Source organism: Streptomyces sp. NPDC017202, assembly GCF_044331705.1.
GTDB lineage: Bacteria > Actinomycetota > Actinomycetes > Streptomycetales > Streptomycetaceae > Streptomyces.
The window spans coordinates 81,395-103,023 of record NZ_JBIRNP010000006.1 but is presented as its reverse complement, the minus strand read 5'-3'; the positions used below and the strand labels follow the sequence as shown (position 1 = coordinate 103,023).

The window sequence follows — 21,629 nt, the reverse complement described above, 5'->3', positions numbered from 1 at the left end:
CTTTCACAAGGTGCCTCCGATGGGGCACCTTGGGCGGCAGTCGACCGTTACACATGTCGTCGTTCTTATTGGAACCTCAACACCGTCACCCTTGACGCAGACGCGCGGGGGTCGCAGGAGGCACCGTGCTCACCGCGTTCGCCCGGGCGTTCAAGACGCCCGACCTGCGCAAGAAGCTGCTCTTCACGCTCGGCATCATCGTGGTCTACCGGGTCGGCACCCACATCCCGATCCCGGGTGTCGACTACAAGAGCGTCCAGACCTGCGTGGACGAGGCATCCGGCAACCAGGGCCTCTTCGGTCTGGTCAACATGTTCAGCGGCGGCGCGCTGCTGCAGATCACGATCTTCGCCCTGGGCATCATGCCGTACATCACGGCGAGCATCATCCTTCAGCTGCTGACCGTGGTGATCCCGCGTCTGGAAGCGCTCAAGAAGGAGGGCCAGGCCGGTACGGCGAAGATCACGCAGTACACCCGGTACCTCACCGTGGCACTCGCCATCCTCCAGGGCACCGGCCTGGTGGCCACCGCCCGGAGCGGCGCGCTCTTCTCGGGCTGCTCGGTGGCCGGCCAGATCGTCCCGGACCGCGCGATCTTCAGCACCATCACGATGGTCATCTGCATGACCGCCGGTACGGCGATGGTCATGTGGCTCGGCGAGCTGATCACCGACCGCGGCATCGGCAACGGCATGTCGATCCTGATGTTCATCTCGATCGCCGCGACCTTCCCCTCCGCGCTGTGGGCCATCAAGAAGCAGGGCACGCTGGCCGGCGGCTGGATCGAGTTCGGCACGGTCATCCTCGTCGGCCTGGTCATGGTCGGCCTGGTGGTCTTCGTCGAGCAGGCCCAGCGCCGCATCCCCGTGCAGTACGCCAAGCGCATGATCGGCCGCCGCTCCTACGGCGGTACGTCGACGTACATCCCGCTGAAGGTGAACCAGGCCGGTGTGATCCCGGTCATCTTCGCCTCGTCGCTGCTCTACATCCCGGCTCTGATCGTGCAGTTCTCCAACTCACAGGCGGGCTGGGCGACCTGGATCACGCAGAACCTGGCGGACACGGCGGCGCCCGCGCACATCACTCTCTACTTCTTCCTGATCGTCTTCTTCGCCTTCTTCTACGTGGCCATTTCCTTCAACCCCGAGGAAGTCGCCGACAACATGAAGAAGTATGGTGGCTTCATCCCGGGCATCCGGGCTGGCCGACCGACCGCTGAGTACCTGAGCTACGTACTCAACCGGATCACCTGGCCGGGTTCGCTGTATCTGGGGCTGATCGCTCTCGTGCCGACGATGGCGTTGGCTGGTTTCGGGGCAAACCAGAACTTCCCGTTCGGTGGTACCAGCATCCTGATCATCGTGGGTGTGGGTCTCGAGACGGTGAAGCAGATCGAGAGCCAGCTTCAGCAGCGCAATTACGAAGGGTTCCTCCGCTGATGCGTATCGTCCTCGTCGGGCCGCCGGGCGCCGGTAAGGGAACGCAGGCCACTCGCCTAGCCGAGAAGCTGCGCGTACCTCACATCTCCACGGGCGACCTGTTCCGCGCCAACATCAGCCAGCAGACGGAGCTCGGGAAACTCGCGAAGTCCTACATGGACGCCGGCAACCTCGTCCCCGACGAGGTCACCATCGCCATGGCGAAGGACCGCATGGAGCAGCCGGACGCCGAGCGCGGCTTCCTGCTCGACGGTTTCCCGCGCAACGTCTCGCAGGCCGAGGCGCTGGACGAGCTGCTCACCACCGAGGGCATCAAGCTGGACGCGGTACTGGACCTGGAGGCCCCCGAGGAGGAGGTCGTCAAGCGGATCGCCGGCCGGCGCATCTGCCGCAACGACTCCTCCCACGTCTTCCACGTGACGTACAAGAAGCCGTCCAAGGACGGCGTCTGCGACGTCTGCGGCGGGGAGCTGTACCAGCGCGACGACGACTCCGAGGAGACCGTCCGCACGCGGCTGGAGGTCTACCACACGCAGACCGAGCCGATCATCGACTACTACAAGGCGCAGGGCCTGGTCGTGACGATCGAGGCCATGGGCCCGGTCGACGAGGTCACCGGCCGTGCGCTGGCGGCACTGAAGCGCGAGGACGACGGCCAGTAGGCTCCGTCCGGGTACGGCCGTGGAGTCCTCCGGGACGCCACGGCCGTACTGTTGTGTACGTATGTCATCGACCGACCTGAGTGACGGAGAGCGCAGGCCCCCCATGGTGCAGATCAAGAGCCCCGAGCAGATCGCCACGATGCGCGCGGCGGGCCTGGTCGTCGCCGCCGTCCACGCGGCGACGCGGGAAGCGGCGGTGCCCGGGGCGACCACGAAGGACCTCGACGAGGTCGCCCGCAAGGTCCTCGCCGAGCACGGCGCGAAGTCGAACTTCCTCGGCTACGGCGGCTTCCCCGCGACCATCTGCACCTCGGTGAACGACGTCGTCGTCCACGGCATCCCCTCCGACGAGGTCGTCCTCAAGGACGGGGACGTCATCTCCGTCGACTGCGGGGCGATCGTCGACGGCTGGCACGGCGACGCCGCCTACACCGCCTTCGTCGGCTCCGGTCACGCCCCCGAGCTGATCGAGCTCTCCCGGGTGACCGAGGAGTCGATGTGGGCCGGCATCGCGGCGATGAAGCAGGGCAACCGGCTGGTGGACGTGTCGCGGGCCATCGAGACGTACATCCGCCGCCAGCCGAAGCCGGGCGGCGGACGCTACGGGATCATCGAGGACTACGGCGGCCACGGCATCGGCACCGAGATGCACATGGACCCGCACCTGCTGAACTACGTCGACCGCAAGCGGGGCAAGGGCCCCAAGCTGGTCCCCGGCTTCTGCCTGGCCATCGAGCCGATGGTGTCGCTGGGTACGCCGCGCACGGAGGTCCTCGCTGACGACTGGACCGTCATCACCACGGACGGGACCTGGTCGTCGCACTGGGAGCACTCGGTGGCGTTGACCGAGCAGGGGCCGCTGGTACTGACCGCGGTGGACGGCGGGAAGGCGAAGCTCGCCGAGCACGGGGTCGTGGCCGCGCCCGACCCGCTGGCCTGAGGGTGCCGGGCGGGGGCTCGAGGTGTCTCGCCCCCGCCGCCCCTTCCCCTCCCTGCCCTTCTTCCCGGTCCGTCCGGGCCCGGGGACCGCTTAAGGATCTCCGGGGATGGGCAGACTTCCTCGATTCGTGTTTCCGGGTGCACTGACGTAGACTGACTCGTCGGCTCTTGTGCACCCGCATGTCTGTATGCGCCCGTAAGGGAAAGCCCAGGAGTCGATCAAGGTAGTCGATTCGAAGGGCGAAGCGTGGCCAAGAAGCAAGGTGCCATCGAGATCGAGGGCACTGTCGTCGAGTCTCTTCCGAACGCCATGTTCAGAGTTGAGCTCCAGAACGGCCACCAGGTCCTGGCGCACATCAGCGGCAAGATGCGCATGCACTACATCCGCATCCTCCCTGACGACCGGGTCGTGGTGGAGTTGTCTCCGTACGACCTGACGCGCGGCCGGATCGTCTACCGGTACAAGTAGATCTTGCCCAGGCCCCGTGCGTTCCCGCCCGGGGTGGCCGGCAACTGACCCGGAGAACCTCACATCCCATGAAGGTCAAGCCGAGCGTCAAGAAGATCTGCGACAAGTGCAGGGTGATCCGCCGTCACGGTCGGGTCATGGTCATCTGCGAGAACCCGCGCCACAAGCAGCGCCAGGGCTGATCGCACACAGATCGCACCCTCTGCATCACGCAGAATCTTCGCGCGACGCGAGCTGAATTGTTCATACGCAGAACCCAGACCTGTGGTCTGACACCCCCGGTTCGGAGGCCGGGGACCCAGTCCGTACCAAATTTTCCCGGGACTCCCGGAGAAGAGGACGGCGGCTGGGAGGCGGTTCTGCGGAAGACCTCCGAAGATCACCAGGAGCCATTGAATGGCACGCGTTTCCGGTGTTGACATCCCGCGCGAAAAGCGCGTGGAGGTCGCCCTCACCTACGTGTTCGGCATCGGCCGGACCCTGTCCCAGGAGACGCTGGCTGCGACCGGCGTCGACCCCAACACCCGCGTTCGCGACCTCTCCGAGGAGCAGCTCGTCGCGATCCGCGAGTACGTGGACGCCAACATCAAGACCGAGGGTGACCTCCGTCGCGAGATCCAGGCCGACATCCGCCGCAAGGTCGAGATCGGCTGCTACCAGGGTCTCCGTCACCGTCGTGGTCTGCCCGTCCGCGGTCAGCGCACCAGCACGAACGCCCGTACCCGCAAGGGCCCGCGTCGCGCCATCGCCGGCAAGAAGAAGCCGGGCAAGAAGTAGTCCTCAGCGGACGCTCATCAGCGGTCTTCGCTGTAGGACCGACCACCTCCCGTAGGAGTAATAGATGCCCCCCAAGGGTCGTCAGGGCGCTGCCAAGAAGGTGCGCCGCAAGGAAAAGAAGAACGTCGCGCACGGCCAGGCGCACATCAAGAGCACGTTCAACAACACGATCGTGTCCATCACGGACCCGGCCGGAAACGTGATCTCGTGGGCCTCCGCCGGCCACGTCGGTTTCAAGGGCTCGCGCAAGTCCACGCCGTTCGCCGCGCAGATGGCCGCCGAGTCGGCCGCCCGTCGCGCGCAGGAGCACGGCATGCGCAAGGTCGACGTCTTCGTCAAGGGCCCGGGCGCCGGTCGTGAGACCGCCATCCGTTCCCTGCAGGCGACGGGCCTCGAGGTCGGCTCCATCCAGGACGTCACCCCGACCCCGCACAACGGTTGCCGTCCGCCGAAGCGCCGCCGCGTCTGACGCACGGGCTCGCGGTGGCTCGGCAGTCGGCTGGGGGTGCGGGGGTCGTCCCCCGCACGACGCGGCACGGTTGCCGTCCGCCGAAGCGCCGCCGCGTCTGACGCACGGTCGTTTGCCGGACTGAGGTTCTCGGGCGGTACGGCTCCTCGGAGTCGTGTCGCCCGTACCCTTGTCTCATATCAGGGCGTCAAATAGCGGGCGCCCCTGACAGAAGGAACGCAACATGCTGATTGCTCAGCGTCCCTCGTTGACCGAAGAGGTCGTCGACGAGTTCCGCTCCCGGTTCGTGATCGAGCCGCTGGAGCCGGGCTTCGGCTACACCCTCGGCAACTCCCTCCGCCGGACCCTCCTGTCCTCGATCCCGGGTGCGGCGGTCACGTCCATCCGCATCGACGGCGTACTGCACGAGTTCACCACCGTGCCGGGCGTCAAGGAGGACGTCACCGACCTGATCCTCAACATCAAGCAGCTGGTCGTCTCCTCGGAGCACGACGAGCCGGTCGTGATGTACCTGCGCAAGCAGGGCCCGGGTCTGGTCACCGCCGCCGACATCGCGCCCCCGGCCGGTGTCGAGGTGCACAACCCCGACCTCGTCCTCGCCACGCTCAACGGCAAGGGCAAGCTGGAGATGGAGCTGACCGTCGAGCGCGGCCGCGGCTACGTCTCCGCCGTGCAGAACAAGCAGGTCGGTCAGGAGATCGGGCGCATCCCGGTCGACTCGATCTACTCGCCGGTCCTCAAGGTCACGTACAAGGTCGAGGCGACGCGTGTCGAGCAGCGCACCGACTTCGACAAGCTGATCGTCGACGTCGAGACCAAGCAGGCGATGCGTCCGCGCGACGCCATGGCCTCCGCCGGCAAGACGCTGGTCGAGCTGTTCGGTCTCGCCCGCGAGCTGAACATCGACGCCGAGGGCATCGACATGGGCCCGTCCCCCACGGACGCCGCCCTCGCCGCCGATCTCGCCCTGCCGATCGAGGAGCTGGAGCTCACCGTTCGGTCGTACAACTGCCTCAAGCGTGAGGGCATCCACTCCGTGGGTGAGCTCGTCGCCCGCTCCGAGGCCGACCTGCTCGACATCCGCAACTTCGGTGCGAAGTCGATCGACGAGGTCAAGGCGAAGCTGGCCGGCATGGGCCTGGCCCTCAAGGACAGCCCGCCCGGATTCGACCCGACCGCCGCGGCCGACGCCTTCGGCGCGGACGACGACGCGGACGCGGGCTTCGTCGAGACCGAGCAGTACTGATCCGTTTTCGGCTGCGGGACCGCTGTGGCTGGTCGCGCAGTTCCCCGCGCCCTCAGGGGCGCGGGGTCTCCGACGGGCGACCGCCCGCTCGGATACTGACTTCGGTACCTGATACGGCCGGGGCAGACACTGAGGAGAAAGACCATGCCGAAGCCCACCAAGGGTGCCCGTCTGGGCGGCAGCGCCGCGCACGAGAAGATGCTGCTCGCGAACCTCGCGAAGCAGCTGTTCGAGCACGGCCGCATCACCACCACCGAGGCGAAGGCCCGCCGTCTGCGGCCCTACGCCGAGCGTCTGGTCACCAAGGCGAAGAAGGGCGACCTTCACAACCGTCGCCAGGTGCTCCAGGTCATCTCGGACAAGGGCATCGTGCACACGCTCTTCACCGAGATCGGCCCGCGCTACGAGAACCGCCCGGGTGGCTACACCCGCATCACCAAGATCGGTAACCGCCGCGGCGACAACGCGCCCATGGCCGTCATCGAGCTGGTCGAGGCGCTGACCGTGGCGCAGCAGGCGACCGGTGAGGCCGAGGCCGCGACGAAGCGCGCGGTCAAGGAAGACGCCCTGAAGAAGGACGAGGCCGCCGAGGCCAAGTCCGACGAGGTCGCCGAGGACGCTGCCGAGGCCAAGGCCGAGGACGCGTCCGAGGAGTCGAAGGACGCCTGAGGCTCTGCCTTGCACAGGAGCGGGTCCTCCCTTCGGGGCGGGCCCGCTCTCGCGTTGTCGAGAGGATCCAGGAGTGAGTGACGAAGTACAGCCCGGGTTCGTGCGGGTGCGGCTGGACCTGTCCTACGACGGGGCGGAGTTCTCGGGGTGGGCCAAGCAGGCCGGCGGACGGCGGACCGTGCAGGGCGAGATCGAGGACGCCCTGCGGACCGTCACGCGGTCGGGGGAGACGTACGAGCTGACCGTGGCCGGGCGTACGGACGCCGGTGTGCACGCGCGGGGGCAGGTCGCGCACGTCGATCTGCCGCGCGAGGTCTGGGCGGAGCACCACGCCAAGCTGCTGAAGCGGCTCGCCGGGCGGCTCCCCAGGGACGTCCGGGTGTGGGCGCTGCGGGAGGCGCCCGCCGGTTTCAACGCGCGGTTCTCGGCCGTCTGGCGGCGGTACGCCTACCGGGTCACCGACAACCCCGGCGGGGTGGACCCGCTGCTGCGCGGTCACGTCCTCTGGCACGACTGGCCCCTCGACGTGGACGCCATGAACGAGGCCGCCGGGCGGCTGCTGGGGGAGCACGACTTCGCCGCCTACTGCAAGCGGCGGGAGGGGGCGACCACGATCCGCACGCTCCAGGAGCTGAGCCTGGTGCGCGGCGGAGACGGGATCGTCACGGCGACCGTGCGGGCCGATGCCTTCTGCCACAACATGGTGCGCTCGCTGATCGGGGCGCTGCTGTTCGTGGGGGACGGGCACCGGGGCCCGGAGTGGCCGGGGAAGGTGCTGGCCGCGGGCGTACGGGACTCGGCGGTGCACGTCGTCCGGCCGCACGGGCTGACGCTGGAGGAGGTCGGCTATCCGGCCGACGAGCTGCTGGCCGCGCGCAGCAGGGAGGCGCGGAACCGGCGGACGCTGCCCGGGGCCGGGTGCTGCTGACCCGCCCCCGGGGAGTGGGTCACTGGTTCGCCGCCGCCGATGCCTGGGTCTCGCCGCGGCGGCGGATCTGCTGGAACGCGAACTCCGCGAGGTTGTCCCCGGCGGCGAAGACCTGGGTGTCCTTCGTCGTCACGTCCTTGCCGTCGGTGAAGCCCGTGATCGTGAAGTAGGCGTACCGGCCGTAGGAGTTGGTCGTCGAGCGGCAGATCGCGCCGGCGCAGAAGGACTTGGCGTCGGTGCCGGGCAGCGCCTTGACGATGCTGCTCTTGTCGGCCTGTCCCTTGGCCTTGAGGGCCTGGGCCTCGGTGTCGAAGACGGCGACCCCGACCGTCACCGCGACGCCGTCCTTGACGTAGGTCACGCGCATCAGGCGGGTGCAGCCGTTGGCGGTCAGCACCTTGGGCAGGGTGCCCGCGGCGGCGGTGACGCAGTTGGTGGTGTCGGCCTTGCCGGCCTTCTGGTAGACGGCCGAGCCCATCGTCAGCTGCCTGCCGGGGAACATGATGTCCGGGCCGTTGGGCGCGCCGTCCTTGGCCTTGCTGGAGACGAACTCCTTCGGGTCCAGCGGCGGCGGGGCGCTGGTCGGTGCGAAGGACGGCGTCCCGGACGCGCTCGGCAGGTCGGCGGTGGCGGGCAGCGAGGAGGCCGGCTTCCCGGACGCCTCGTCACCGCCGTTCGCCGACACCACGGCCATGGCCACGGCGGTGCCGACGCCGAGCGTCGCGAGCACGCCCCCGCCTATCAGCAGCAGCCGGCGGCGCTTGTTGCGCGACTCCGACGCCTCGGCGAGCGCGGCCCAGTCCGGCGAAGGGTCCGTGGCACCGCTGGTCCACGGCTGCTCGGAGTTCGGTTTCCAGGGATCCCACTGGGACTGAGATCCCCCCTGCCCATAGCTCATGCGCCGCATCTTAGACGGGGCGAGAGGTGTGCTGTTCCGCCTCAACGGGCTCCGCTGCCCCTAGCGTTCGGGGAATGAGTACGGGCAAAGGCGACATCTCAGGGTGGTTGGTGCGGCGTTCTTCCTGGCCGCCGTGGCTGGGGCTGGTGGCGGTGCTGGGCGCGCTGACGGGGCATGTGGCGCGGGCCACCCCGGACGGCGGCATGGACAACGCGATCGTCGTCCGGGCGGCGCGCGCCTGGCTGGAGGGGCGGTCCCCGTACGACGATCCGCACTTCCTGTATCTGCCGGGGGCGGTGCTCGCCGCCGTGCCGCAGGCGCTGCTGCCGCCGGAGGTGCTGCGCGTGCTGGTGCCGGCGGTCGTCACGGCCTGTCTGGTGGGTGGCTGGGGGTGCGCGCTGCGGCTGCACCGGGTGGCGCTGGACAGCCGGCTCGCGGTGCTCGGGCTGACCGCGCTCGCGGCCGGCTTCGCCCCCTTCGGGCACCTGGTGCGGCTGGGCAACTGGACGGCGACGGCGGTCCTGGCGCTGCCGCTGGGGCTGCTGCTGGCGAGCCGGGGCCGGTGGACGGCGGCGGGCGCGGTGCTCGGTACGGCCCTGGCGCTGAAACCGCTGCTGGCCCCGCTGGCGCTGCTGTTCCTGTTCGCGGGGCGCTGGAAGGCGCTCGCCGTCATGGCCGCGGTCCCGGTGCTGGCCTCCGGCGCGTGCGCCCTGCTGCTGCCCGACCCGGCCGGGTTCCTCACCCGGACCCTGCCCTTCCTGCTGCACGGCCAGGACGCCTTCGTGCGGCTCTACGAGGCCTCTCCGGGGGCGGTGCTGCCGCGGCTGGGGGTGCCGGCGCCCGCGGCCCGCACGCTCGCGCTGGCCGCCTGCGCGGCGGGTCTGGTCGCGGCGTACCGGCGCTGGGGCCGCGCCGATCCCGGTCCGCTGCGGCTCTCCGAGACCGCGGCGGGGCTGATGCTCTCGGTGTTCCTGGTCTCACGGCCGTCGTACGACCACTACCTGCTCGTCGTCGTGCCGCTGCTGCTGGCCGGGCTGCCGTACCCGGGTTCGGTGGCGCGCGGACCGTGGTTCTGGCTGGCGATGGTCCCGCAGCTGCCCGGTCTGACCTGGCCTTATCTGGAGGCGGTGCAGCGCCGGGCCTTCCGGGACGCGGTGACGTTGTGCGTCCTGGCCGTGACGGTGGGTCGTCGGTGCGGCCGGCGTCCGCCGGCGGGGCGGTCCGGGCCGGCGGACGCGGACCCGCGGGCGGCGGTCCCCGGCGGCGATCACCTTTACACTGGATGAGGAGAAGCAGCGATCCTGACGGCCGCCGGCCTCGTTTTGACCCGGCCGAGCCACCGCAGGTATCCTGCATCTTCGTTGTGTATTGGCTTGCTCATTCTCACGGGACGGGCCCTTACACCGGTCCACCGGGCCGATGACCAGCGACCTGCACGCGGTATGCGTCACCGCAGTGCGGTCAGGGCTGTCGTGATCGTCTTCGGTGACCTTGTCAGGACCACTCACTCGAAGCGAAGGCTACGAACCGTGCGTACGTACAGCCCCAAGCCCGGCGATGTGACGCGCCAGTGGCACGTCATCGACGCTCAGGACATCGTCCTGGGTCGTCTCGCCAGCACCGCCGCCTCCATCCTGCGCGGCAAGCACAAGCCGATCTACGCCCCTCACGTCGACACCGGTGACTTCGTCATCATCATCAACGCCGACAAGGTGCACCTGTCCGGCAACAAGCGGACCCAGAAGATGGCGTACCGCCACTCCGGCTACCCGGGTGGTCTGCGCTCCGTCCGTTACGACGAGCTGCTGGACAAGAACCCGGAGAAGGCCATCGAGAAGGCCGTCAAGGGCATGCTCCCGAAGAACACGCTGGGCCGTCAGATGCTCTCGAAGCTGAAGGTCTACAAGGGTGACCAGCACCCGCACGGCGCGCAGCAGCCGCAGCCGTTCGAGATCACCCAGGTCGCGCAGTAACACCGGCCAGACCAAACCGAGCCAAGAGAATCTGAGGAATCACCGTGGCCGAGACCACTGCCGAGCAGCCGCTCGAAGAGCTTGACATCGACAGCTACACCACCGAGTCCGAGGTGCCCGTCGAGGGCGAGTACACCTCGGAGTCCATGGCCTCCCGCTTCGGCGACCCGCAGCCGGCCGCCGGCCTGGGCCGTCGCAAGAACGCCATCGCCCGCGTCCGGATCGTTCCGGGCTCCGGCAAGTGGAAGATCAACGGTCGCACCCTCGAGGACTACTTCCCGAACAAGGTGCACCAGCAGGAAGTCAACGAGCCGTTCAAGGTCCTCGAGCTCGAGGGCCGCTACGACGTCATCGCCCGCATCGCCGGTGGCGGTGTCTCCGGTCAGGCCGGTGCGCTCCGTCTCGGTGTCGCCCGCGCGCTGAACGAGGCCGACGTCGACAACAACCGCGGCCCGCTGAAGAAGGCCGGCTTCCTCACGCGTGACGACCGCGCGGTCGAGCGCAAGAAGGCCGGTCTCAAGAAGGCCCGCAAGGCCCCGCAGTACAGCAAGCGCTAAGCTTCGCTGCCTGCTCGTACGGGCTGTGGGCCGATCGGCCCGCCCCTCCGTACTCCGAACGCCCCGGCGGCACGCCACAGTGCCGTCGGGGCGTTCGTTTTCTCGCAGCTGTGGGCGTATAACGGCACAAGGTGCTCAAAGGCTTGTGTGATCGGATGTTCAGGGCATCAAATGCCTGAACGCGGGAGCCGCCGCTGATCCATCGACGCGCCGCACGGCTTTCGAAACTGACGCTTCCTCAGGAGGACAAGTGGGACGACTCTTCGGCACGGACGGCGTGCGCGGTGTCGCCAACGTGGATCTCACGGCCGAGATGGCGCTGGGCCTCTCCGTCGCGGCGGCGCACGTGCTGGCCGAGGCGGGCACCTTCGCGGGCCACCGGCCGGTGGCGGTCGTCGGACGGGATCCGCGTGCCTCCGGGGAGTTCCTCGAAGCGGCCGTCGTGGCCGGTCTGGCCAGCGCGGGCGTCGACGTCCTGCGGGTCGGCGTGCTGCCGACGCCCGCGGTCGCCTACCTCACCGGCTCGCTCGGTGCCGACCTCGGCGTGATGCTCTCCGCCAGCCACAACGCCATGCCCGACAACGGCATCAAGTTCTTCGCCCGCGGCGGCCACAAGCTCGCCGACGAGCTGGAGGACCGGATCGAGGCGGTCTACGACGAGCACCGCACCGGCGCCCCCTGGGACCGTCCGACCGGCGCCGGCGTCGGCCGGGTGCGCTCGTACGACGAGGGGTTCGACCGGTACGTCGCCCACCTGATCGCCGTACTGCCGAACCGGCTCGACGGGCTGAAGATCGTCCTGGACGAGGCGCACGGAGCCGCCGCCCGGGTCTCGCCCGAGGCCTTCACGCGGGCCGGTGCCGAGGTCGTCACGATCGGCGCCGAGCCGGACGGCCTCAACATCAACGACGGCTGCGGCTCCACCCACCTGGACAAGCTGAAGGCCGCCGTCGTCGAGCACGGGGCCGCCCTCGGCATCGCGCACGACGGTGACGCCGACCGCTGCCTGGCCGTGGACCACACCGGCGAGGAGATCGACGGGGACCAGATCCTCGCCGTGCTCGCGCTCGCGATGCGGGAGCGGGGCGCCCTGCGCTCGGACACCGTCGTCGCGACCGTCATGTCCAACCTCGGCTTCAAGATGGCGATGGAACGCGAGGGCATCTCGCTCGTGCAGGCCGCCGTGGGCGACCGGTACGTGCTGGAGGAGATGAAGCAGCACGGGTACGCGCTCGGCGGTGAGCAGTCCGGGCACGTGATCATCCTCGACCACGCGACCACCGGCGACGGCACACTGACCGGGCTGATGCTGGCGGCGCGGGTCGCCGAGAGCGGACGGACGCTCCGGGAGCTGGCGTCCGTCATGGAGCGGCTGCCGCAGGTGCTGATCAACGTCCCCGACGTGGACAGGTCCCGGGTCACCAGCTCGGCGGACCTCGCGGCCGCGGTCGGCGAGGCGGAGCGGGAGCTGGGCGCCACCGGGCGGGTGCTGCTGCGGCCCTCCGGCACCGAGCCGCTGGTACGGGTCATGGTGGAGGCCGCGGACATCGACCAGGCCCGCTCCGTCGCGGGTCGGCTGGCCGACGCGGTGAAGTCGGCGCTGGGCTAGGGCCGCGGGTAGGTCCGCGGGGCGGATTTCGCCCCGGCTCGCGGGTGGGGCGTCGTCTGACGCCTCCTCGCGAGCGACCAGAGCCACTTCTGCACCAGCAGGGTCAGGATCCCCGCCAGGATGATGCCCAGCAGGTTCAGCAGGAGTTGCTCCGAGGAACGCAGGGTCTGGTTGGTGTCGCCGTAGGTCAGGGCCACGGCCGCGTTGGCGGCGGCCGGGACGGTGGTGACCGAGATGGCGACGCCGACCAGGGCGCCCGACTTCGCCGAGGTGAGGGAGAGGGTGCCGGCGGCACCGGCGAGGACCGCCACCACGAAGGAGAACCAGTCCGGGGCGTAGACGAACCCCGTGTTCGGGCGGTCGCCCTCCAGCTGGTCCTTGGTGAACAGGCCCACGGCGTCCATGAAGACACTGAAGCCGGCCGTCACCGCCATCGCCGCGGCGAAGCCGACCAGCAGGGCGACCAGGGAACGCAGGGCCAGGCGCGGCGCGCGCTGCACGGCCGCCGTGCAGATGCCGGCCAGGGGGCCGAACTCCGGGCCGACCGCCATCGCGCCCACGATCAGGATCGCGTTGTCGAGCACCACACCGCAGGCCGCGATCATCGTCGCCAGGGTGATGAAGGCGACGTAGGTGACCGAGAGGGTCGACTCCTCGTGCGTCGCCTCGACCAGGTGCTCCCACAGGACCGCGTCGGCGGCCTCGCCCGGCGCCTCCGCCTCGGCCCGGTCGGCTCGCCGGGACAGCGACAGGTCGATGTTCTCGGCGGCGATCGAGCCGGTGTCCTCCAGGCCCAACTCCTGCAGCCCGGTGAGGAGTTGGTCGCCCGCCTCGCGTGCCACGTCGCACATGACGACATCGCCCCCGGGGTCGCGGGCGACGCCCGGCAGCACCACCAGGTGGGTGGCGCCGACCGTGTTCTCGATCAGGCGGACCGCGTCGTCGGTGCGGTCGGGCGGAGTGATCAGGCGCAGGTGCAGCATGGCGCCCTTTCTAACAGGCGCGGACCACGGCCCGCCCCGCAGGGGCGCCGGCCCCTCGGGTCAGAGCTTGCGCAGGCTCAGCCGTTGCACCTTGTGATCCGGGCCCTTGCGCAGGACGAGGGCCGCGCGGCCGCGGGTGGGGGCGATGTTCTCCACCAGGTTGGGCTTGTTGATGGTGCGCCACATCGTGCGGGCGTAGTCGAGGGCCTCGTCCTCGGAGACCTGGGTGTACTTGCGGAAGTACGAGTGCGGGTCCTGGAAGGCGGTCGCGCGCAGCTTGCGGAAGCGGTTGAGGTACCAGCGCTCGATGTCCTCGACGCGGGCGTCGACGTACACGCTGAAGTCGAAGTAGTCGGCGAGACCGACGCGGGTGCGGCCGTCCTTGCCGGGGAGCGCGGGCTGGAGGACGTTCAGGCCCTCGACGATGAGGATGTCGGGGCGGCGGACCGTGAGGCGCCGGTCGGGCACGATGTCGTAGATCAGGTGGGAGTACACGGGTGCGGTGACCTCGCCCTTCCCGGCCTTGACGTCGGCGACGAACCGGGTGAGGGCGCGGCGGTCGTACGACTCGGGGAAACCTTTCCGCGACATCAGGCCGCGGGACTCCAGCTCCCTGGTGGGCAGCAGGAAGCCGTCGGTGGTGACCAGCTCGACGCGCGGGTGTTCCGGCCAGCGCGACAGGAGGGCCTGGAGGAGGCGGGCGACCGTGGACTTGCCCACCGCCACCGAGCCGGCGACTCCTATGACGAACGGGGTGCCGGACTGGGAGCCCTGTTCGCCGAGGAAGGTGTTCAGGGCCGAGCGCAGGCCGTCGGTGGCGCCCACGTACAGGTTCAGCAGCCGGGACAGCGGGAGGTAGATGTCACGGACCTCGTCGAGGTCGATGACGTCACCGAGGCCGCGCAGCTGCTCGACCTCCTCGGCCGTGAGGGGCTGCGGCGTCTTGTCGCGCAGCGCGCTCCACTCGGAACGGGTGAGGTCGACGTAGGGAGTCGCCTCCGGCCGGGGCCGGTGGGCGCTCCGCGGTATCGAGGGGACCGGAGAGATCACAGTCCATTGTTAACGGAGTTCGAACAGGATGGCAGGTGGGATCCGTCACCCCGGCCGCCGATGGACGTGAGGTGTCGCCGAGGCGTGCGTACCCCCGTGGGAATTTCCGAATTCGGGCACGTGGAGGCCCTTTCGGGGCGCTGTCCCGCCGTACGCTGCCGGTCATGTGTGGAATCGTGGGATACGTGGGGGCCCAGCCGGCCCTCGAGGTCGTCATGGCCGGACTGAAGCGGCTGGAGTACCGGGGATACGACTCGGCGGGCGTCGCCGTCCTGGCGGACGGAGGGCTCGCCGCCGCCAAGAAGGCGGGCAAACTCGTCAATCTGGAGAAGGAACTGGGGGCCCGGCCGCTGCCGGCCGGGACGACCGGCCTCGGGCACACGCGGTGGGCCACGCACGGCGGGCCCACCGACGCCAACGCCCATCCGCACCTCGACAACGCCGGACGCGTCTGCGTCGTGCACAACGGGATCATCGAGAACTTCGCCGCGCTGCGGGCCGAGTTGGCCGAGCGCGGGCACGAGCTGCGCTCCGAGACCGACACCGAGGCCGTGGCCCATCTGCTCGCCGAGGAGTACTCGGCGACCGGTGACCTCGCGGAGGCCATGCGGCGGGTGTGCCGACGGCTGGAGGGGGCGTTCACGCTCGTCGCGGTGCACGCCGACGAGCCGGACGTGGTGGTCGGGGCGCGCCGCAACTCGCCGCTGGTGGTGGGCGTCGGGGACGGTGAGGCCTTCCTCGCCTCTGACGTCGCCGCGTTCATCGCCCACACGCGGTCGGCGATCGAGCTGGGCCAGGACCAGGTGGTGGAGCTGCGCCGGGACGGGGTGACGGTCACCGGCTTCGACGGCCGTCCGGCCGAGGTGCGCTCGTACCACGTCGACTGGGACGCGTCGGCCGCGGAGAAGGGGGGCCACGACTACTTCATGCTCAAGGAGATCGCCGAGCAGCCCAAGGCCGTCGCCGACACCCTGCTCGGCCGGATCGACGTCTCCGGCGCGCTGACCCTGGACGAGGTGCGGATCCCGGCCGCGGAGCTGCGCGAGGTCGACAAGGTCGTCATCGTCGCCTGCGGCACGGCGTTCCACGCGGGGCTGATCGCCAAGTACGCCATCGAGCACTGGACGCGGATCCCCTGCGAGGTGGAGCTGGCCAGCGAGTTCCGGTACCGGGACCCCATCCTGGGCGCGCGGTCGCTCGTGATCGCGATCTCGCAGTCCGGCGAGACCATGGACACCCTGATGGCGCTGCGGCACGCCCGCGAGCAGGGCTCCAAGGTGCTGGCGATCTGCAACACCAACGGGTCGACCATCCCGCGCGAGTCGGACGCGGTGCTGTACACCCATGCCGGGCCCGAGGTGGCCGTCGCCTCCACCAAGGCGTTCCTGACGCAGCTGGTGGCCTGCTACCTCGTCGCCCTGTACCTCGGCCAGGTGCGCGGCACCCAGTGGGGGGACGAGATCCGGGCCGTCGTGCGGGACCTGGCGCGGATCTCCGGGGAGGTCGAGCGGGTGCTGGAGACCATGGAGCCGGTGCGGGAGCTGGCGCGGTCGCTCGCCGACAAGAACACCGTGCTGTTCCTCGGCCGGCACGTGGGCCATCCGGTGGCCCTGGAGGGCGCGCTGAAGCTGAAGGAGCTGGCGTACATGCACGCCGAGGGCTTCGCGGCCGGTGAGCTGAAGCACGGGCCGATCGCGCTCATCGAGGAGGACCTGCCGGTCGTCGTCGTGGTGCCGTCCCCGCGGGGGCGGTCCGTGCTGCACGACAAGATCGTCTCCAACATCCAGGAGATCCGGGCGCGGGGCGCGCGGACGATCGTCATCGCGGAGGAGGGGGACGAGGTGGTCGTGCCGTACGCCGACCACCTCGTGCGGATCCCCGCGACGCCGACGCTGTTGCAGCCGCTGGTGGCGACGGTGCCGTTGCAGGTGTTCGCCTGCGAGCTGGCCACGGCGCGGGGGAACGAGGTGGACCAGCCCCGGAACCTGGCGAAGTCGGTCACGGTGGAGTAGGCGCCCTCGTCGCCCTCGTCGCCCTCGTCGCCCCCGTCGCCCCCGTCGCCCCCGTCGGTCAGCCGCGGGCCTGCTTGCGGCGCAGGTTCGCCGTGCGGGTCCAGCGGAGCAGGGCCAGTTCCAGGGCGATGATCCCGAGCGTGCCGCCGATGGGCGGTACGCGGCCCTCGTCGATCCGATCGGCGATCAGGTAGACGCCGAGCGCGGCCCAGGCCGCGGCCAGTACGGGCAGCAGGACGACGAGGGCCGTCCAGCCCCAGCCGCTCGTCCGGCCCCTCGCCCCGCCCCGCCCGACGGCCGGCTCCGGGGCCGGCCGGCGCGGCTGCGGGATCTGCTCGGGGGTGCGGGCCGGCATCGGGACGACGCACGCGGCGGGGACCGCCGCGTCCAGGGCCGCGACGCGTTCGGCGGTGACGCCCTCGAACAGGGTCGGCTCGACGGTGACCGCGAAGCCGTCGTGGCCGGTGAGCGCGCGGGCGCCGTCCGGCCGGGTGGTCATCGCGGCACAGGCGTCGTAGCGGACCGTGACCGGGCCCTTCGGGGTCTCCAGGGTGACACCCTCGGCGCCGATGACCAGCGCGACCCGGTCGTCCTCCCGGGACGGGTGCCGGGTGCCGGTGACGGCGGCCGGGGAGGACTGGGGGGCCAGGGTGAAGCCGGCCCAGTCCACGCCCCGGCCGGGCACCTGGATCAGGGCGGAGTCCCAGGCCTGCCGGGCCACCTCGTGCAGGTCGGCGACCGTGACCGCGTTCAGCTCGGCCCGGTGCTGCTCGGGGGAGAGGAGCGGGTGCCCGAGCAGCACGTTCAGCGCGTACGACGGGAGACTGGCGGCGCCGAGGTCGGGCGTGTCGTACATCTTGAGCATCTTGCCGCGCACGGCGTCCAGTTCGGACTGCTCGATGCGGCCCGCGCGCAGCCGGGCGAGGGCGTCGACGAAGCCGCCGACGACCGCGTCCTGCTTCTGCGGCAGGGAGTCCGCGTGGGCGGTGAGGGTGGCGAAGGCGGCGTCGCGCGGGGAGTAGTCGGCCTCCGCGGTGTAGGAGTAGCCGCCCTGCTGGCGCAGGTCGTGGAAGAGGGCCCGGCCGAGGACGTCGGCGAAGACGGCGGCCGCGGTGGAGCGGCGCAGCACCGAGGTGAGGACGACGTGGCCGTCGTCGCCGTGGATGTAGGCCGGGGTGACGGGCAGCGCGCCGGTCGCGGCCGGGGCCGGCGAGCGGGTTCCCGCGGGCAGGACCAGGTCGAGGCCCTCCGGCACGTGGTCGCTGGTGATCCACAGCACCGCGTTGTCCCGGGTGAAGCGGGTCTCGGCCCAGTGCCGGACCTGGTCCGGGGTGAGGCTCCAGGTGCCCAGTTCGTTGTAGCTGGACAGGCCGTAGCCCTGGGCGCCGTAACGCCACAGCGCGAGCGGGGACTGGGGGCCGCCGCCGCGGCTCGCCGCCTCCGTGCGCAGGATCTCCTTCTCGGTCTCCAGCCGGTCCATCGGCAGGTCCCGCAGGCCCGCGCACACGCTGTTGAGGTGGGTGACGACCTCCTCCTCGCCGCCGGTGACGTGGAAGAGGGTGTACGCGTTCGCCGTGGCGCCGTTGTAGTGCAGGTCGGACAGGCCGAGGCGGTGCAGGGCGAGGTGCTCGACGAGGTGCGTGATCCCGGCGGTGGCCAGGGTCTCGTCGGCGCGGCCCACCCGGAAGAACAGTCCGGCGCTGACCTCGTTCCCGGAGCCGGCGGTGTACAGGGTGGGGATGCCCTGGACGGTGGTGTGGGAGATCAGGCCGTCGAGAGCGGCGAGGCCGCTCGGGTCGTGCAGGTCGGTCGTCATGTGCCGGTGCCCCCTCAGGCCTGTGTCGCGAGCTTGCGGAACGTCAGGAACGACGCCTTCGGGTCACCCGTGTACTGCCACGGGAACTCCGTGGCCCGGTCGCCGAGGAAGGCGAAGTGCGGGGCCGCGTCGGCGTGGTGGCCGCCCATCGAGAAGGCGAACGCGAAGGCGCTGTGCGCGCCGACGGAGTACCAGTCGGGGCGGTGGGCGGGGTGCAGGACCGAGACCTGCGCGGCGAAGCGCAGATCGTCGCGGACCGGCACACCGCGCAGGTAGGCCGCGTCGTCGGGACTGTCCAGGTCCAGCCAGTGCTCGATGTGGGCGAGGGCCACCACGGCGCCCGAGTTCGAGCCGTCCGGCGCTGCGGTCGCGCACTCGCGGGCGAAGGCGTGCGCCGCCTCCCAGGTGCCGCCCCACTTCGGGCAGAGCTGCTGGAGCAGCTGCGTCTGCGCGCGGTAGTGGTGCGGGTGGTGGGCGGACAGCCGGTCGTAGCGGCGGCGCGCCTCGGCCTGCCCCAGCTGGAGGCCGCGCGCGGTGGTCAGCCGGACCGTCCAGGCGGGGCTGTACGCCGGCTGCTCCGCGCACACCTCGATCAGCAGTTGCTCGGCCCGGCGCAGCCAGGAGTGGAACTGCTCGAACTGGTCCCGCGAGACGTCCTGCGCGCGGGCGCCGCTGCGGATGTCCCAGCCGATGTGGACGTACCGTTCGGCGAGCAGGGTGCGCGGCAGGGGATCGGCGGGGAGTTCGGCGGCGGCCCGCTCCAGGAAGGTCTCGGCGCCGGGGGTCTCGGCGAGGACGGACGAGACCATCGAGATCTTCTCGGCCGAGTCCAGCCCCTTGACGAAGGCCCGGACGGCGGGCCAGTCACCGGCCCGCGCGGCCGTGCGCAGCGGGACCAGCTCGGGTGTGTTGTCGTACGGGTCGAAGGTCGGTCCCGGAGAGCCCGTGGATCCGCCTTTGGTGGTGCTGCTCATGCCCCCGCCCCCTGGCGTTGCCTTCCGCGCGCGCCGACTGGCCCCCCAGGGCGCGGGCGGTGAAGTGATGATGTGACGTGTGCTGATCGGTCTGTGGTCGGTCTGCGGTCGGTCCGTGTGCGAGCGGTGCGACCGTGTGATCAAGTCGCCGCAGGCTAGCAGCCGGCTCCGACAGCCGCGTGGGCGACCGGGGCTCACGGTCCTCCCGCCGTAGGGTGCTCGGCATGAGCATCATCGGGGTCGGTATCGACGTGGCCGAGATCGACCGGTTCGCGGCATCGCTGGAACGTACGCCCGCGCTGGCCCAACGCCTTTTCCTGGAGAGCGAGTTGCTGCTGCCGAGCGGGGAGCGGCGGGGCGTCGCCTCGCTCGCGGCCCGGTTCGCGGCGAAGGAGGCCCTCGCCAAGGCGCTGGGCGCTCCCGCGGGTCTGCTGTGGACGGACGCGGAGGTGTACGTGGAGGACAGCGGGCAGCCGCGGCTGCGGGTGCGCGGGAGCATCGCCGCCCGGGCCGCCGAACTGGGCGTGCAGTCCTGGCACGTGTCGCTCAGTCATGACGCCGGTGTCGCCTCGGCGGTGGTGATCGCGGAAGGGTGACCGCGGCGGGACGGGCGGGCGGGGCGGGTCCGCCCCCGGCGGGGGGCCCGGTGTTTGACTGGGCCCATGCGTACTGCCTATTGCGTGGACACGGTCCGGGCCGCCGAGCGGGACCTGATGGCGCGGCTCCCGGAGGGCGCCCTGATGCAGCGGGCCGCCGCCGGGCTCGCCGCCGCCTGTGCCGATCTGATGGGGCGGGTGTACGGACGCCGGGTCGTCCTGCTCGTCGGGAGCGGCGACAACGGGGGTGACGCCCTGTACGCCGGGGCCCGGCTGGCCCGGCGCGGCGCGGGCGTGACGGCCGTGCCGCTCGCTCCCGGACGCGAGCACGCCGGCGGGCTGGCCGCGTTGCTGCGGGCCGGTGGCCGGACCGTGGCGCCCCAGGACGCCGGCGGGCCGATCCGGCGGGCCGACCTCGTCCTCGACGGCATCGTCGGGATCGGCGGGCGCGGCGGACTGCGCGAGGACGCGGCACGGCTCGCCGCGCTGGCCGACGCGTCCCGGGCCGCCGTCGTCGCCGTCGACCTGCCCAGCGGCGTCGAGGCCGACACCGGCGAGGTGCGGGGCGCCGCCGTCCGGGCCGACCTCACCGTGACCTTCGGGACCCACAAGCCGGCCCTGCTGGTCGATCCGGGGCGCGAGCACGCCGGGTCGGTGCGGCTCGTCGACATCGGCCTCGACCTGCCCGGCGAGCCGGAACTGGAGGCCCTCCAGCACGCCGACGTGGCCCGGCTGCTGCCCGTGCCGGGTGCCGAGAGCGACAAGTACCGGCGCGGGGTGGTCGGGATCGCCGCCGGGTCCGCGCGCTATCCGGGCGCGGCCGTCCTGGCGGTCGCCGGCGCACTGCGGGGCGGGGCGGGGGCCGTACGGTACGTCGGGCCCGCCGGACAGGCCGTGCTCGCGCGCTACCCCGAGACGCTGGTGTCCGACCGGGGGCCCGGGCGGGCCGGGCGGGTGCAGGCGTGGGTCGTCGGGCCCGGCGCCGGGGACGACGCCGGCACCGTGGCGGAGGTGCTCGCCTCCGACGTGCCGGTGCTGATCGACGCGGACGGGCTGCGGCTCGCCGACGTGGACGCGGTGCGCGGGCGGACGGCGCCGACGCTGATGACCCCGCACGCCGGGGAGGCGGCGGCGCTCCTGGGGGTGTCGCGGGAGGAGGTCGAGGCGGGGCGGCTGGCCGCCGTGCGGGAGCTGGCGGGGCGGTACGGGGCGGCCGTGCTGCTGAAGGGAGCCACGACGGTGGTCGCGGGGGAGGGCGGTGCGGGCGCGGTGCGGGTGAACCCGACGGGGACGCCGTGGCTGGCCACGGCCGGCAGCGGGGACGTGCTCTCGGGGGTGGCGGGGTCGTTGCTGGCCGCGGGGTTGTCGGCGGTGGACGCCGGCAGCGCGGGGGCGTACCTGCACGGGCTGGCCGGGCGGTTCGCGGCGGCGGGCGCCCCGGTGGGGGCGCACGAGGTGGCGGAGGCGGTGGCGAGGGCCTGGCGCGATGTCGTACGGGAGTGAGGCGGGGCAGGGTTCCCGCCCGCGCGGCCCCGGCCCCGGACCCCTCGGGAGGCCCCGGCC

The 21,629-nt window shown here is 71.2% G+C and carries 22 protein-coding genes; 17 read left to right on the top strand and 5 right to left on the bottom strand.

From position 1 onward, the window contains the following. The first annotated feature begins 125 nt into the window (after positions 1-125). The 10 genes from secY to truA all read left to right on the top strand — a co-directional run bounded on the left by secY (position 126) and on the right by truA (position 7,598). On the top strand, positions 126-1,439 hold the full coding sequence (gene secY, locus ACH4N1_RS14590; protein ID WP_398097242.1) for a preprotein translocase subunit SecY: 1,314 nt from the start codon (positions 126-128) through the stop codon (positions 1,437-1,439). Beyond that, positions 1,439-2,101, top strand: coding sequence for an adenylate kinase (locus ACH4N1_RS14585; protein ID WP_366059590.1), 663 nt, complete (start codon positions 1,439-1,441; stop codon positions 2,099-2,101). Before secY ends, ACH4N1_RS14585 begins: the two co-directional genes overlap by 1 nt. A gap of 103 nt (positions 2,102-2,204) precedes the next feature. Next, positions 2,205-3,041 carry a type I methionyl aminopeptidase gene (gene map, locus ACH4N1_RS14580; RefSeq protein WP_398097240.1) on the top strand — a complete coding sequence of 279 codons (837 nt, stop codon included), beginning with the start codon at positions 2,205-2,207 and terminating at the stop codon, positions 3,039-3,041. Positions 3,042-3,287: 246 nt separating this feature from the next. Then, positions 3,288-3,509 carry a translation initiation factor IF-1 gene (infA, locus tag ACH4N1_RS14575; RefSeq protein ID WP_004927214.1) on the top strand — a complete coding sequence of 74 codons (222 nt, stop codon included), beginning with the start codon at positions 3,288-3,290 and terminating at the stop codon, positions 3,507-3,509. 68 nt (positions 3,510-3,577) lie between these two features. Then, a complete protein-coding gene (rpmJ, locus tag ACH4N1_RS14570) occupies positions 3,578-3,691 on the top strand; it encodes a 50S ribosomal protein L36 (RefSeq protein ID WP_003998809.1) in 114 nt (37 codons plus the stop codon). A 214-nt stretch (positions 3,692-3,905) separates the two neighbouring features. After that, positions 3,906-4,286, top strand: coding sequence for a 30S ribosomal protein S13 (rpsM, locus tag ACH4N1_RS14565; protein ID WP_020132619.1), 381 nt, complete (start codon positions 3,906-3,908; stop codon positions 4,284-4,286). A gap of 64 nt (positions 4,287-4,350) precedes the next feature. Continuing rightward, positions 4,351-4,755: a 30S ribosomal protein S11 gene (gene rpsK, locus ACH4N1_RS14560; RefSeq protein WP_010354218.1), complete on the top strand. Its 405-nt coding sequence runs from the start codon at positions 4,351-4,353 to the stop codon at positions 4,753-4,755. Between the two features lie 223 nt (positions 4,756-4,978). Further along, the gene (locus tag ACH4N1_RS14555; protein WP_003966937.1) at positions 4,979-6,001 is read left to right on the top strand and encodes a DNA-directed RNA polymerase subunit alpha; all 1,023 of its coding nucleotides are present in this window, start codon (positions 4,979-4,981) and stop codon (positions 5,999-6,001) included. Positions 6,002-6,145: 144 nt separating this feature from the next. Next, a complete protein-coding gene (gene rplQ, locus ACH4N1_RS14550; protein WP_398097237.1) occupies positions 6,146-6,670 on the top strand; it encodes a 50S ribosomal protein L17 in 525 nt (174 codons plus the stop codon). Between the two features lie 73 nt (positions 6,671-6,743). After that, positions 6,744-7,598, top strand: a complete 855-nt coding sequence (gene truA / locus ACH4N1_RS14545; protein WP_363089038.1) for a tRNA pseudouridine(38-40) synthase TruA — start codon at positions 6,744-6,746, stop codon at positions 7,596-7,598. A 19-nt stretch (positions 7,599-7,617) separates the two neighbouring features. Here truA and ACH4N1_RS14540 read toward each other — a convergent pair whose 3' ends face one another. Continuing rightward, a complete protein-coding gene (locus tag ACH4N1_RS14540) occupies positions 7,618-8,496 on the bottom strand; it encodes a hypothetical protein (protein WP_398097236.1) in 879 nt (292 codons plus the stop codon). Positions 8,497-8,570: 74 nt separating this feature from the next. Here ACH4N1_RS14540 and ACH4N1_RS14535 point away from each other — a divergent pair, with 74 nt between their 5' ends. From ACH4N1_RS14535 to glmM, 4 genes are all read left to right on the top strand, one after another. After that, positions 8,571-9,782 carry a glycosyltransferase 87 family protein gene (locus ACH4N1_RS14535; RefSeq protein ID WP_398097235.1) on the top strand — a complete coding sequence of 404 codons (1,212 nt, stop codon included), beginning with the start codon at positions 8,571-8,573 and terminating at the stop codon, positions 9,780-9,782. Between the two features lie 243 nt (positions 9,783-10,025). Beyond that, complete coding sequence (gene rplM / locus ACH4N1_RS14530) at positions 10,026-10,469, top strand: 50S ribosomal protein L13 (protein ID WP_189718044.1); 444 nt, start codon at positions 10,026-10,028, stop codon at positions 10,467-10,469. 44 nt (positions 10,470-10,513) lie between these two features. After that, on the top strand, positions 10,514-11,026 hold the full coding sequence (gene rpsI / locus ACH4N1_RS14525; RefSeq protein ID WP_366062763.1) for a 30S ribosomal protein S9: 513 nt from the start codon (positions 10,514-10,516) through the stop codon (positions 11,024-11,026). Between the two features lie 250 nt (positions 11,027-11,276). After that, on the top strand, positions 11,277-12,635 hold the full coding sequence (gene glmM, locus ACH4N1_RS14520) for a phosphoglucosamine mutase (protein ID WP_382791587.1): 1,359 nt from the start codon (positions 11,277-11,279) through the stop codon (positions 12,633-12,635). On the opposite strand, the gene ACH4N1_RS14515 is transcribed toward glmM, so the two are convergent. Both ACH4N1_RS14515 and coaA read right to left on the bottom strand, forming a co-directional pair. Beyond that, complete coding sequence (locus tag ACH4N1_RS14515; RefSeq protein ID WP_398097234.1) at positions 12,632-13,618, bottom strand: DUF389 domain-containing protein; 987 nt, start codon at positions 13,616-13,618, stop codon at positions 12,632-12,634. The genes glmM and ACH4N1_RS14515 overlap by 4 nt on opposite strands. Before the next feature lie 60 nt (positions 13,619-13,678). Next, positions 13,679-14,668: a type I pantothenate kinase gene (coaA, locus tag ACH4N1_RS14510; protein WP_398097233.1), complete on the bottom strand. Its 990-nt coding sequence runs from the start codon at positions 14,666-14,668 to the stop codon at positions 13,679-13,681. A 164-nt stretch (positions 14,669-14,832) separates the two neighbouring features. Here coaA and glmS point away from each other — a divergent pair, with 164 nt between their 5' ends. Next, a complete protein-coding gene (glmS, locus tag ACH4N1_RS14505) occupies positions 14,833-16,680 on the top strand; it encodes a glutamine--fructose-6-phosphate transaminase (isomerizing) (RefSeq protein WP_398097231.1) in 1,848 nt (615 codons plus the stop codon). A gap of 58 nt (positions 16,681-16,738) precedes the next feature. Here the strand turns inward: glmS and ACH4N1_RS14500 are convergent, their stop codons facing one another. Further along, positions 16,739-18,496: a M16 family metallopeptidase gene (locus tag ACH4N1_RS14500; RefSeq protein WP_398097229.1), complete on the bottom strand. Its 1,758-nt coding sequence runs from the start codon at positions 18,494-18,496 to the stop codon at positions 16,739-16,741. Between the two features lie 14 nt (positions 18,497-18,510). Beyond that, a complete protein-coding gene (locus ACH4N1_RS14495) occupies positions 18,511-19,470 on the bottom strand; it encodes a hypothetical protein (protein ID WP_398097227.1) in 960 nt (319 codons plus the stop codon). 224 nt (positions 19,471-19,694) lie between these two features. On the opposite strand from ACH4N1_RS14495, the gene ACH4N1_RS14490 reads away from it, so the two are divergent. Next, entirely contained in the window at positions 19,695-20,066 is a 372-nt protein-coding gene (locus ACH4N1_RS14490; RefSeq protein WP_398097225.1) for a holo-ACP synthase, read from the top strand. A 66-nt stretch (positions 20,067-20,132) separates the two neighbouring features. Further along, positions 20,133-21,569 (top strand): NAD(P)H-hydrate dehydratase, encoded by a 1,437-nt coding sequence (locus ACH4N1_RS14485; protein WP_398097223.1) that lies wholly within the window; start codon positions 20,133-20,135, stop codon positions 21,567-21,569. Positions 21,570-21,629: the final 60 nt, after the last annotated feature.

Coding starts and splice junctions, on each gene's coding strand:
- ACH4N1_RS14585 (WP_366059590.1), top strand. CDS start 1,439: ATGCGTATCGTCCTCGTCGGGCCGCCGGGCGCCGGTAAGGGAACGCAG.
- map (WP_398097240.1), top strand. CDS start 2,205: ATGGTGCAGATCAAGAGCCCCGAGCAGATCGCCACGATGCGCGCGGCG.
- rpmJ (WP_003998809.1), top strand. CDS start 3,578: ATGAAGGTCAAGCCGAGCGTCAAGAAGATCTGCGACAAGTGCAGGGTG.
- rpsM (WP_020132619.1), top strand. CDS start 3,906: ATGGCACGCGTTTCCGGTGTTGACATCCCGCGCGAAAAGCGCGTGGAG.
- rpsK (WP_010354218.1), top strand. CDS start 4,351: ATGCCCCCCAAGGGTCGTCAGGGCGCTGCCAAGAAGGTGCGCCGCAAG.
- ACH4N1_RS14555 (WP_003966937.1), top strand. CDS start 4,979: ATGCTGATTGCTCAGCGTCCCTCGTTGACCGAAGAGGTCGTCGACGAG.
- rplQ (WP_398097237.1), top strand. CDS start 6,146: ATGCCGAAGCCCACCAAGGGTGCCCGTCTGGGCGGCAGCGCCGCGCAC.
- ACH4N1_RS14540 (WP_398097236.1), bottom strand. CDS start 8,496: ATGAGCTATGGGCAGGGGGGATCTCAGTCCCAGTGGGATCCCTGGAAA.
- ACH4N1_RS14535 (WP_398097235.1), top strand. CDS start 8,571: ATGAGTACGGGCAAAGGCGACATCTCAGGGTGGTTGGTGCGGCGTTCT.
- ACH4N1_RS14515 (WP_398097234.1), bottom strand. CDS start 13,618: ATGCTGCACCTGCGCCTGATCACTCCGCCCGACCGCACCGACGACGCG.
- glmS (WP_398097231.1), top strand. CDS start 14,833: ATGTGTGGAATCGTGGGATACGTGGGGGCCCAGCCGGCCCTCGAGGTC.
- ACH4N1_RS14500 (WP_398097229.1), bottom strand. CDS start 18,496: ATGACGACCGACCTGCACGACCCGAGCGGCCTCGCCGCTCTCGACGGC.
- ACH4N1_RS14495 (WP_398097227.1), bottom strand. CDS start 19,470: ATGAGCAGCACCACCAAAGGCGGATCCACGGGCTCTCCGGGACCGACC.
- ACH4N1_RS14490 (WP_398097225.1), top strand. CDS start 19,695: ATGAGCATCATCGGGGTCGGTATCGACGTGGCCGAGATCGACCGGTTC.
- ACH4N1_RS14485 (WP_398097223.1), top strand. CDS start 20,133: ATGCGTACTGCCTATTGCGTGGACACGGTCCGGGCCGCCGAGCGGGAC.